The 12,149-nt window shown below is 35.8% G+C and carries 10 protein-coding genes; 7 read left to right on the forward strand and 3 right to left on the reverse strand.

Annotated elements, in window-relative coordinates:
* The first annotated feature begins 41 nt into the window (after window positions 1-41).
* Window positions 42-1,571 carry a YifB family Mg chelatase-like AAA ATPase gene (locus tag ACPT8Q_RS08770; RefSeq protein WP_050948569.1) on the forward strand — a complete coding sequence of 510 codons (1,530 nt, stop codon included), beginning with the start codon at window positions 42-44 and terminating at the stop codon, window positions 1,569-1,571.
* 33 nt (window positions 1,572-1,604) lie between these two features.
* Here ACPT8Q_RS08770 and deoC read toward each other — a convergent pair whose 3' ends face one another.
* Window positions 1,605-2,276, reverse strand: a complete 672-nt coding sequence (deoC, locus tag ACPT8Q_RS08775; RefSeq protein WP_050948570.1) for a deoxyribose-phosphate aldolase — start codon at window positions 2,274-2,276, stop codon at window positions 1,605-1,607.
* A gap of 109 nt (window positions 2,277-2,385) precedes the next feature.
* On the opposite strand from deoC, the gene ACPT8Q_RS08780 reads away from it, so the two are divergent.
* Both ACPT8Q_RS08780 and rfaD read left to right on the forward strand, forming a co-directional pair.
* Window positions 2,386-2,889, forward strand: coding sequence for a protein disulfide oxidoreductase (locus ACPT8Q_RS08780; protein WP_050948571.1), 504 nt, complete (start codon window positions 2,386-2,388; stop codon window positions 2,887-2,889).
* A 52-nt stretch (window positions 2,890-2,941) separates the two neighbouring features.
* Window positions 2,942-3,868, forward strand: coding sequence for an ADP-glyceromanno-heptose 6-epimerase (rfaD, locus tag ACPT8Q_RS08785; RefSeq protein WP_050848338.1), 927 nt, complete (start codon window positions 2,942-2,944; stop codon window positions 3,866-3,868).
* 50 nt (window positions 3,869-3,918) lie between these two features.
* Here rfaD and xylB read toward each other — a convergent pair whose 3' ends face one another.
* Both xylB and xylA read right to left on the reverse strand, forming a co-directional pair.
* Window positions 3,919-5,400, reverse strand: coding sequence for a xylulokinase (gene xylB, locus ACPT8Q_RS08790; RefSeq protein WP_050948572.1), 1,482 nt, complete (start codon window positions 5,398-5,400; stop codon window positions 3,919-3,921).
* A 56-nt stretch (window positions 5,401-5,456) separates the two neighbouring features.
* A complete protein-coding gene (xylA, locus tag ACPT8Q_RS08795; protein ID WP_042593772.1) occupies window positions 5,457-6,776 on the reverse strand; it encodes a xylose isomerase in 1,320 nt (439 codons plus the stop codon).
* Between the two features lie 233 nt (window positions 6,777-7,009).
* Between xylA and xylF the strand changes: the two genes are divergently transcribed.
* The 4 genes from xylF (at window position 7,010) to ACPT8Q_RS08815 (ending at window position 12,148) form a co-directional block, all read left to right on the forward strand.
* On the forward strand, window positions 7,010-8,008 hold the full coding sequence (gene xylF, locus ACPT8Q_RS08800; protein ID WP_021034920.1) for a D-xylose ABC transporter substrate-binding protein: 999 nt from the start codon (window positions 7,010-7,012) through the stop codon (window positions 8,006-8,008).
* Between the two features lie 50 nt (window positions 8,009-8,058).
* Window positions 8,059-9,570, forward strand: coding sequence for a D-xylose ABC transporter ATP-binding protein (xylG, locus tag ACPT8Q_RS08805; protein ID WP_021034919.1), 1,512 nt, complete (start codon window positions 8,059-8,061; stop codon window positions 9,568-9,570).
* A gap of 3 nt (window positions 9,571-9,573) precedes the next feature.
* The gene (locus ACPT8Q_RS08810; protein WP_061671396.1) at window positions 9,574-10,701 is read left to right on the forward strand and encodes a sugar ABC transporter permease; all 1,128 of its coding nucleotides are present in this window, start codon (window positions 9,574-9,576) and stop codon (window positions 10,699-10,701) included.
* A gap of 274 nt (window positions 10,702-10,975) precedes the next feature.
* Window positions 10,976-12,148, forward strand: coding sequence for a MalY/PatB family protein (locus ACPT8Q_RS08815; RefSeq protein WP_050948574.1), 1,173 nt, complete (start codon window positions 10,976-10,978; stop codon window positions 12,146-12,148).
* Window position 12,149 lies beyond the last annotated feature (1 nt).

Raw genomic sequence — 12,149 nt, forward strand, 5'->3', positions numbered from 1 at the left:
GCCAAAACTATCTCCATTTTTACCGCACTTTAAGGATTATAATGTCTCTTGCTATTGTTTACAGCCGTGCCTCTATGGGGGTGCAAGCGCCGCTTGTTACTATTGAGGTACATTTAAGCAACGGAAAACCCGGATTTATACTTGTTGGTTTGCCCGAAAAAACCGTGAAAGAGGCACAAGATCGGGTGCGTAGTGCATTGATGAATGCACAATTTAAATACCCAGCCAAACGCATTACCGTGAATCTCGCACCTGCGGATTTGCCTAAAGAAGGCGGACGATTTGATTTGCCTATTGCCATCGGAATTTTAGCTGCATCGGATCAGCTTGATGCGAGCTGCTTAAAGCAATTTGAATTTGTAGCGGAGCTTGCACTTACGGGGCAATTACGTGGCGTACACGGTGTAATTCCCGCTATTCTTGCAGCACAAAAATCAAAGCGAGAGTTAATCATTGCGAAGCAAAATGCCAATGAAGCCTCACTTGTTTCTGATCAAAATACTTATTTTGCGCAAACACTTTTAGATGTGGTGCAATTTCTCAATGGTCAGGAAAAATTACCTATCGCCACTGAAATTGTGAAAGAAAGTGCGGTAAATTTTTCGGGTAAAAATACATTAGATTTAACGGATATTATTGGACAACAGCACGCTAAACGTGCATTAACCATTGCCGCAGCGGGGCAGCATAATTTACTCTTTCTTGGCCCACCGGGTACAGGGAAAACCATGTTAGCCAGCCGATTAACAGGGCTTTTACCTGAAATGACTGATTTAGAAGCGATTGAAACGGCATCTGTAACGAGTTTAGTGCAAAACGAGTTAAATTTTCATAATTGGAAACAACGTCCTTTTCGCGCCCCGCACCATAGTGCATCAATGCCAGCTTTAGTTGGTGGTGGAACGATCCCAAAACCTGGTGAAATATCCTTAGCAACAAATGGGGTACTTTTTCTTGATGAACTTCCAGAGTTTGAACGAAAAGTGTTAGATGCGCTACGTCAGCCTTTGGAAAGTGGTGAGATTATTATTTCTCGTGCTAATGCAAAAATTCAATTTCCAGCTCGTTTTCAATTGGTGGCAGCGATGAATCCAAGCCCCACAGGTCATTATACTGGAACACATAACCGCACTTCACCGCAACAAATTATGCGTTATTTAAATCGACTTTCAGGGCCCTTTTTAGATCGCTTTGACTTGTCTATTGAAGTGCCTTTATTGCCACAAGGTAGCTTACAAAATACGGGCGATCGTGGCGAAACCAGCGCACAAGTTCGTAAAAAAGTGTTAAAAGTGCGAGAGATTCAAATGGAAAGAGCGGGAAAAATTAACGCTTATTTGAACAGTAAAGAGATTGAGCGTGATTGCAAGTTAAACGATAAAGATGCCTTTTTCCTTGAAAAAGCACTGAATAAACTTGGGCTTTCTGTTCGGGCTTATCATCGTATTTTGAAAGTGTCTCGAACCATTGCCGATCTACAAGGAGAACAACAAATTTCTCAACCGCACTTAGCGGAAGCCTTGGGCTATCGAGCAATGGATCGTTTGTTGCAGAAATCGTCGAATATGTAAAAACGCGTGGAAAGAATACCACGCGTGAAAGGATTAGTAAGTGCTTTGGGTATCTTGCGTACCGCTAATAATTGCAATGCCCGCACTTGCACCAATGCGAGTTGCACCCGCTTTAATCATCGCAAGTGCCGTTTCAGTATCTCGCACGCCGCCTGATGCTTTAACACCAATATTGCCGACCGTTTGTTTCATCAATGCAATATCTTCTACAGTCGCACCACCTTTATTGAAGCCTGTTGATGTTTTAACAAAAGCCACACCGATTTCTTTACAAATTTCACAGGCTTTCACTATTTCATCTTTAGTGAGCAAACAAGTTTCTAAAATCACTTTTAATGGCGTACCATCACAAGCATTAAACACCGCTTGAATATCTTGTTTTACTGCATTCCATTTTTGCGATTTTATCCAACCTACATTAATCACCATATCAATCTCATTTGCTCCCACTTTAATAGATTCTTGTGTTTCAAATGCTTTGACTGAGGTTAAATTCGCCCCCAAAGGGAAGCCAACTACGGTACAAATTTTTACATTTGAGCCAGCAAGTTTTTCTTTAGCAAGTGGAATATAACCAGAATTGATACATACAGAATAAAATCCATGTTCAATCGCTTCATTACAGAGTGTCAAAATATCTTGTTCATTTTTTTCTGCAGTCAGTGCAGTGTGATCGATATATTGAGCAAGTTGATTTGATGTCATTATTTTCCTCCTTTATTTATGTTTTACCTATTGTAGCAAAAATTCTTTATTTTTGACTGTTGTTTTATGCTCAATTACAATCATCTCAACAAGATAAGGAATAAATAAAATGAAGATTAAAAAATTACTCAAGAATGGATTATCCCTCTTTTTAACTTTTATTGTGATGACTAGCATACTGGATTTTGTTCGTCGCCCTGTAGTGCCAGAGGAAATAAATAAAATCACGTTACAAGATCTTCAAGGGAATACGTTCTCTCTTGAAAGTCTTGATCAAAACAAACCCACATTACTTTATTTTTGGGGAACTTGGTGTGGCTATTGTCGTTATACTTCGCCAGCAATTAATTCTTTAACGAAAGAAGGCTATCAAGTTGTATCCGTGGCGTTACGCTCAGGCAATGAGGCGGAAGTGATTGATTATTTAAGAAAAAATGACTACCACTTCACTACAGTAAATGATCCGAAAGGCGAGCTTGCACAACAATGGCAAATTAATGTGACGCCCACAATTGTGCTGTTGAGTAAAGGCAAAATGGATCTTGTTACAACAGGCCTCACGAGTTATTGGGGATTAAAAGTGCGGTTGTTTTTCGCAGAGTTTTTTGGCTAAGCGGTAGAAAATCTATTACAATACGCAAACTTATTTTAAAGAGGACAGAATTATGATTATCGTAACAGGTGGAGCAGGTTTTATTGGCAGCAATATTGTCAAAGCATTGAATGATTTAGGGCGTAAAGATATTTTAGTGGTAGATAACTTAAAAGATGGCACTAAATTTGCCAATTTAGTTGATTTAGACATTGCAGATTATTGTGATAAAGAAGATTTCATTGCTTCTATTATTGCAGGCGACGAATTTGGCGATATTGATGCGGTATTCCACGAAGGGGCATGTTCTGCAACCACAGAATGGGATGGCAAATACATTATGCACAACAACTACGAATATTCTAAAGAGTTGTTACATTATTGCCTTGACCGAGAAATCCCTTTCTTTTATGCCTCAAGCGCAGCAACTTATGGAGACACCAAAGTATTCCGTGAAGAACGTGAATTTGAAGGTCCATTAAATGTTTATGGCTATTCTAAATTCTTGTTCGATCAATATGTGCGTAACATTTTGCCAGAAGCAAAATCGCCAGTATGTGGTTTCCGTTATTTCAATGTTTACGGGCCGCGTGAAAATCATAAAGATTCTATGGCGAGCGTGGCATTCCACTTGAATAACCAAATATTAAAAGGCGAAAATCCAAAATTATTTGCAGGCAGCGAACACTTCCGCCGTGATTTTGTTTATGTGGGCGATGTGGCTGCCGTGAATATTTGGTGCTGGCAAAATGGTATTTCAGGTATTTATAACCTTGGTACAGGAAATGCAGAAAGTTTCCGTGCAGTGGCTGATGCGGTAGTGAAATTCCACGGTAAAGGCGAGATTGAAACCATTCCATTCCCAGAACATTTGAAATCTCGTTATCAAGAATATACTCAAGCAGATTTGACTAAACTTCGTTCAACAGGCTACGATAAACCATTCAAAACAGTCGCGGAAGGCGTGGCTGAATATATGGCGTGGTTGAATAGAAAATAAATTATTAATGTAGTAAATCCCCTATAGACTCTCGGTATAGGGGATTTTATTTAGTATAATTGTGATAAATGTTTTAAATAACGCTCGTAAGAACTTTGATAATTTTTCACCTGTGATAAGTTAGGATAAGTTTTGGAGTTTTCATCTAAGTGAATGAAGGTGTCGCATAAAAATTCAAGTTCTCCTTCTCCATTTGCCCACATAGCTTGAATTGCCCCTCCTAATGCAGCAGCTTCTTCTTCCTGCAAACATACCACTTCGGTATTCATTACATCAGCAATCATTTGTCGCCAAAATAAGCTTTTCGCACCACCTCCAATTAGGCGAATTTGTGAGGTTTTGAGACCAGCTTGACGAAATAAATCTAAACCATAGCGAAGCGTAAAAGTGGCACTTTCCATCATTGCTCGACAAAGATTTTCTCGTGTGAAATTACTTGAATCTAATCCTAAAATGCTCGCTTTTGTATTGGGTAAAGGTGGAACTCTTTCACCATTAAAGAATGGTAAAATAGTGATGCCATTTGCGCCGATAGGTGCTTGTTGAGCAAGTTGATTTAATTCTTCAATATCAATATTTAGCAAATTCATTAGCTGTTTATTTGAGGAGGTTATATTCATCACACAAACTAGTGGTAACCAGCCATTATTACTTGAACAAAAATTTGCGATCATTGGTGGTAAATTAAGTAATGGCTTTTGCGTATAAGCATACAAGGTACCAGAAGTACCGAGACTCATCGTAGCAATCCCTTCTCGAATATTTCCTGTACCAATTGCTCCCATCATATTATCGCCTCCACCTGTGGAGACGATGACATTATCATTAAAACCAAATAAAGTCGCAATTTCAGGTTTAATCACACCGATTTTTTGTTCGGCAGAAAGTAATTTAGGTAACACTTCATCCATATTTAATTCTGGCGCAAGATATTTGAAGACTTCTCTTTTCCATTCTCTTTTCACAACATCGAAATAACCACTACCGGAAGCATCACCAAATTCAGTGCAGAATTTTCCTGTTAGCCAATAATTTAGATAATCGTGTGGCAGCATAATTTTGCGAATATTGGCAAATTTATCAGGATAATTTTGACGAAACCAACTCAGTTTTGAAGCCGTGTAACCAGTTTGGCAAATGATACCTAATTTTTCAAATGCGGCCGTTTGTCCGCCTAATTTTTCGATCAGTATATCATTTTCCGTAGCGGTTTCTGTATCACACCAAAGCTTAGCCTTATATAGAGGACGATCGTTTTTATCTAACATTACCAGTCCATGTTGTTGTCCTGAAATTCCTATTCCCTTCACTAAATTAGGTGAAAAGTGCGGTGAATTTTTTGCTTGTTTCAATGCAATTTGTAATGCTTGTTGTAATGCCTCAATCCACCAATTTGGTTGTTGTTCACGTCTTCCATTGGATTGTGTAATTAATCCATGTTTTGCGTAACCAACTCCAATCACTTTTTTTTGGACAGAATCAAGCACTATCGCCTTTGTTCCTTGTGTGCCACAATCAATTCCTATATACATAATGTCTCCTAAAATAAAAAAGTGCGGTGAAATACAACCGCACTTTTGCTTCATTTTTAGCTATAAATAACTTGGTTTACCAAATTTTCCAAATATTCTTGCTGACCTGAAACTGGTTTTGGCGCTAAATCTTTTTGTTGGACTAGTTGTGCAAGTGTTTCAAGTGAAGTTTTGCCTTGCAAAATATGCTGGCCAAGTTCACTATTCCAACCTGCATAGCGTTCATTAACAATTTTTTGTAAGGTTTCCTCTTGTAACATTTTTGCTGCACGTTTTAAGGATAATGCCAATACATCAATTGCACCGATATGAGCGTAAAATAAATCATAAGGATCAATACTTTGTCGGCGAATTTTCGCATCAAAATTAAAACCTCCAGTAGTAAAACCACCATGTTTTAAAATTTCATACATAACTAACGTGTTTTCTTCAACACTATTTGGGAATTGATCGGTATCCCAGCCTAATTGTGGATCGCCACGATTAGCATCAATTGAGCCAAAAATATCTAATGCACAAGCTGTTGCAATTTCATGTTGAAAGGTATGGCCAGCAAGCGTCGCGTGGTTAGCTTCAATATTAACTTTAATTTCTTTTTCTAAACCAAATTGTTTTAGGAAACCATACACTGTTGCCACATCATAATCATATTGATGTTTAGTTGGTTCTTGCGGTTTTGGCTCGATTAATAATGTACCTTTAAACCCAATTTTATGCTTATGTTCTACCACCATTTGCATAAAACGACCAATTTGTTCACGTTCACGTTTCAAATCGGTATTCAATAAAGTTTCATATCCCTCACGTCCACCCCATAATACGTAATTTTCTCCACCTAAACGTTGAGTAGCATTCATTGCATTAAACACTTGTGTTGCAGCCCAGGCAAAAACCTCAGGATTAGGATTGGTTGCTGCACCAGACATATAACGAGGATTAGTAAAACAATTTGCAGTTCCCCATAAGAGTTGTATACCCGTTTCTACTTGTTTGCGTTCTAAAATATCAACAATATGATGAAAATTTTGTACATATTCCCGCACTGAATTACCTTCAGGTGCAATATCTACATCATGAAAACAATAATAAGGTACGCCTAACTTATTCAAAAACTCAAAAGCAATATCGGCTTTTTGTTCTGCGCCAGCAAGCAAATTTGGATTTTTCTGCCAACTTCGTTCCAAAGAACCTAGCCCAAACATATCATTCCCATTCCAGCAAAAGGTATGCCAATAACACACAGCTAAGCGTAAATGTTCAGCCATAGTTTTACCTAAAATTACTTGATTAGCATCATAATGTTTAAAAGCAAAAGGATTTGTGGATTTTTCTCCCTCAAAGGAGATTTTTTCAATTTTATCGAAATAGGTTGTCATAACATTTTCCTCTCTAGATGATGAAGTTTTTCGTATTTTTGTGAAAAACTAGCTTTTCATCAATTATGTTATTTAATTTTTCTATGTTGATTATTTACAACTGTGGAGTGGATCACAGTTGTGAAAAAACGTAATAATGGAGAAAGATTTTATAATTGAAAGCCTTTTTTAAAGTGTGAAAACTAACAACTGGAGCAATAACTAGTCCTTCACTTAACTATTGAGGTATCAATATGAAAATCAAATCAGCTTTACTTACCCTTGTTGGTGCATTAACTGTATTTAGTAGTTCTGCCCATTCCAAAGATCTTAAAATTGGTTTATCCATTGATGATTTACGTTTAGAAAGATGGCAAAAAGATCGAGATATTTTCGTAAACAAAGCAGAATCAATGGGGGCAAAAGTATTTGTCCAATCTGCGAATGGTGATGATTCAGCACAAATTTCTCAAATCGAAAATATGATCAATAAAAATATTGATGTATTAGTAATTATTCCTCATAACGGTGAAGTATTAAGTAACGTTATTTCTGAAGCTAAAAAGGAAGGAATAAAAGTATTAGCGTATGACCGTTTAATCAATAATGCAGATTTAGATTTTTATGTTTCCTTTGATAATGAAAAAGTGGGTGAACTACAAGCTAAAAGTATTGTAGCTGTAAAACCAGAAGGTAATTATTTTTTAATGGGGGGATCTCCTGTAGATAATAATGCAAAATTATTTAGAAAAGGGCAAATGAAAGTATTAGATCCTTTAATTGCCAGTGGGAAAATTAAGGTTGTAGGAGATCAATGGGTTGATTCTTGGTTAGCTGAAAAAGCGTTACAAATTATGGAAAACGCATTAACAGCTAATAAAAATAATGTGGATGCTGTTGTTGCATCTAACGATGCTACTGCTGGAGGTGCGATTCAAGCCCTTAGCGCACAAGGCTTATCTGGGAAAGTCGCAATTTCTGGGCAAGATGCAGATTTAGCTGCAATTAAACGTATTGTCAATGGCTCGCAAACTATGACTGTTTATAAACCAATTACGAAACTTGCAGATAAAGCGGCAGAAATTGCGGTTAAATTAAGTAAGAATGAAAAAGTAGAAGCTAATGCAGAACTGAATAATGGCTTAAAAAATGTTCCTGCGTATTTACTTGATCCTATCGCTGTTGATAAACGTAATATTAATGAAACTGTAATTAAAGATGGTTTTCATACTAAGGAAAGTATTTATCACTAACTTTAAGAGGGAAGAGAAAACTCTTCCCTTACCTCTTAGGGAGTTACGATATGGCATTGTTGGAAATGAAACATATCACAAAAAAATTTGGTGATGTGACCGCACTTCATAATATATCTATTGAATTAGAAGCAGGGGAAATTTTATCTTTATGTGGTGAAAATGGATCTGGAAAATCTACATTAATGAAAATACTTTGCGGTATTTATCCTTGTGGAGATTACAGCGGTGATATTTACTTTTCTGAAAGTGAACTAAAAGCAAGGAATATTAGAGATACTGAAGAAAAAGGCATTTCAATTATTCATCAAGAACTTACTCTCGTAAAGAATATGTCTGTATTGGAGAATATTTTTTTGGGTAACGAAATAACTCATAAAGGTTTGACAGCAGATAATGAAATGTACTTACGTTGCAAAAATTTATTACAGCAGGTGCAATTAGATGTCGATCCCAATACACGAGTAGGAGAATTAGGTTTAGGGCAACAGCAATTAGTTGAAATAGCTAAGGCCTTAAATAAACAAGTAAGACTTCTTGTCTTAGATGAACCAACGGCTTCACTTACCGAAAAAGAAACGGAAATTTTATTAAATCTTATTAAGGATCTTAAAGCACACAATATCGCTTGTATCTATATTTCCCATAAACTCAATGAAGTTAAGGCGATATCTGACAAAATTTGCGTCATTCGTGATGGTGAACATGTTGGAACGAAAGACGCTTCAACAATGACAGAAGATGACATTATCACCATGATGGTAGGTCGGGAAATTACCTCACTTTATCCACATGAACCTCATGAAATCAAAGATGAAATTTTACGAGTAGAAAATCTTTCTGCTTGGCATCCAATCAATACACATATTAAGCGTGTTGATAACGTAAGTTTTAGTCTTCATGAGGGGGAAATTTTAGGTGTTGCAGGTTTAGTTGGTTCAGGTCGTACAGACATGGTGCAATGCTTATTTGGGTCTTATGAAGGTAAGTTTGAAGGAAATATTTTTATCAATCAAAAACAAGTAAATATCAAAAATTGTGCCCAAGCGATTGAACATAAAATTGTGATGGTTCCTGAAGATCGGAAGAAACACGGCATTGTTTCTATTATGGGAGTTGGCAAAAACATTACGCTTTCTTCTTTAAAATCTTATTGCTTCGGAAAAATGGTAGTTAATGAAGCAAAAGAAGAACAAATAATTGGCTCAGCCATCAAACGACTAAAGGTGAAAACTTTTTCACCAGATTTGCCAATAGGACAACTTAGTGGCGGTAATCAACAGAAAGCGATCCTAGCAAAATATTTATTGTTAAATCCTAAAATACTGATTTTAGATGAACCAACAAGAGGAATTGATGTTGGTGCGAAATATGAAATTTATAAGTTAATTAACCAATTAGCACAAGAAGGGATTGCGATTATTGTCATTTCATCAGAACTACCAGAAGTTTTAGGCATTAGTGATAGAGTTCTTGTTATGCACCAAGGTAAACTTAAAGCTAGTCTTATCAATACTGCTCTTACTCAAGAACAAGTTATGGAAACAGCACTTAAGGAGTAATCTATGTTTAAGTTAAAATCCGTAAATTTACAAGTTTACATTATGTTAATAGCTATTGCCGTCATTATGGCATTCTTTAGTGTTGCTACTGATGGCGCTTATTTAAGTGCAAGAAATATTTCTAACTTGTTACGCCAAACTTCAATTACTGGCATTCTTGCAATTGGAATGGTTTTTGTCATTATTTCTGCTGAAATTGACTTATCTGTTGGTTCACTTATGGGCCTACTGGGCGGATTTGCAGCTATTGCCGATGTTTGGTGGGGCTTCCCATTACCTGTAACTATTATTGCAACAATTGCTCTTGGTTTAATTTTTGGTATTTGGAATGGTTGGTGGGTGGCTTATCGCAAAGTGCCATCCTTTATTGTTACACTTGCAGGTTATCTCGCATTCCGTGGAATTTTGATTGGTTTGACTAATGGCACAACTGTATCTCCTATTAGTGGAACTATGATAGTTATTGGGCAAGGTTATTTATCAGATATTGCAGGGTTTATCTTAGGTGGTATTGCAGTTATTGGATTTGTTCTTTGGGGAAATTATCAACGTAGAAGTCGCCAGCAGCTTCAGCTGGAAGTGTCTGCATTATCAAAAGATTTTACGAAATATGCTTTGTTTGCAGTAATTGTATTAGGAGCAATTTATTTACTTAATGATTATCGTGGCATTCCATTTCCTGTTTTAGTACTGGCAGTTCTTGCAATCTTAGGGTTATTCCTCTCTCGTAAAACTTCATTCGGCCGCCACGTTTATGCGATTGGTGGCAATATTGATGCGGCAAAATTATCTGGTATCGATGTAGAGAAAACAAAACTGATTATCTTTGCAATGAATGGTGTGTTAGTTGCAATAGCAGGGTTGATTTTAAGTGCTCGTTTAGGTGCAGGCTCACCATCGGCAGGGCAAAATGCAGAACTAGATGCGATTGCAGCTTGTGTAATTGGAGGGGCAAGCTTAGCGGGAGGTGTAGGAAGTGTGTTTGGGGTTGTTATTGGCGCACTTATCATCACATCGCTTGATAATGGTATGAGTATGCTTGATGTGCCAACTTTTTGGCAATATATTGTCAAAGGTGCCATTTTGTTACTTGCTGTATGGATAGATACTAGTAATAAGAAAAAGATGTAATTATTAATTTTAAACCGTCATTTATAAAATGGCGGTTTTTTAATTTTATAGAAATGGTTACCTAACATACTGCTTTCTAGATGATGAAGTTTTTCATCTTCTTATGAAAAAACAAGTTCTTATCCGTTACATTATTTAATTTTTTATAGTGATTATTTACAATTGTGGACTAGATCACAGTTGTGAAAAAACGTAATAGATAAAGTAGTTTTAGTAATTTTAATTCTTTTCTTCTTTGACTAAAGTAAATTTGCTTTATACATCAGGAGGAATAATGAATAATTTTTATAATTTTGATGTGATTATTGATCGCCTAAATACATTTAGTGCTAAATGGAATGTAGATAATGATATTATTCCAATGTCTGTTGCGGATATGGATATTCCAGCCCCTCAGATAATGATAGATGAATTAGAAAAATTTAATCGTTTAGGAATTTATGGTTATACTGAATTACCAGCCGACTATTACAAGATAATCAGTGATTATATTTTCGAACAATATCATTATTCTGTTCTCTCTGAAAAAATTGTATTTTGCCCAAGAATAATCCAAGCCGTATCTATTTATATACGAGCATTTACAAAAGAAACTGATGGGATATGTATTCTATCACCTTCATATGGTCCAATATTAAACACGATAAAATTAAATGACAGAAAATTATATAAATGTCCTTTGGTTTATGAGAATAGAAAGTATCGTATTGATTTTAATTTATTAGAGGAATGTTTTGAACATTCTAAAGTATTTGTTTTAATTTCTCCTCATAACCCAACTGGAACGATTTGGAACAAAGAAGTCCTTATTAAAATTATAAACTTAGCTAAAAAACATAATGTATTTATCATTTCCGATGATGTCCACGCAGACTTTACACTAACAAATGACTCCCACTATTTAATATCATCATTAGATGAATGGGTAGCAAATCACTCAATGATCTGTTTATCCCCAGCAAAAACTTTTAATATTCCTGGATTGGAAATAGCTAACCTAATTATTGAGAATAAAGAGATTCGAGAAAAATTTATAAAAGAAATGATGGCATTAGGTATACATAATCCAAATTATTTCTCTATACCAGCTATTATTTCGTTATATAAATATTGTACTGACTGGGTAATCTATCTAAAAGAATACATAAAGAATAATAAGAAGATAGTAAAAGAATTTTTCAATGAGTATATTCCATTATTAGATATTACTGAAAGTGATGGAACTTATTTACTTTGGATAAACTATAAAAAGCTAAGTATAAATGAAAATGAATTAGCTTATTGGATTAATAATTTATCAAGAGTAAAAGTATCTTTGGGGAGTGAATTTAGCAAAGAGGGAGACGGTTTCTTTCGTATGAATGTCGCTATGCCTAGAGAAAAATTATTAGAAGCATTGAATCGAATCAAAAATGGGTTTTGTTTATTAAACAATAGGGAGATTTAAT

It is taken from the genome of Haemophilus sp. HN_Hi10 (assembly GCF_049821985.1).
In the GTDB taxonomy this organism is placed as follows: domain Bacteria; phylum Pseudomonadota; class Gammaproteobacteria; order Enterobacterales; family Pasteurellaceae; genus Haemophilus; species Haemophilus influenzae_D.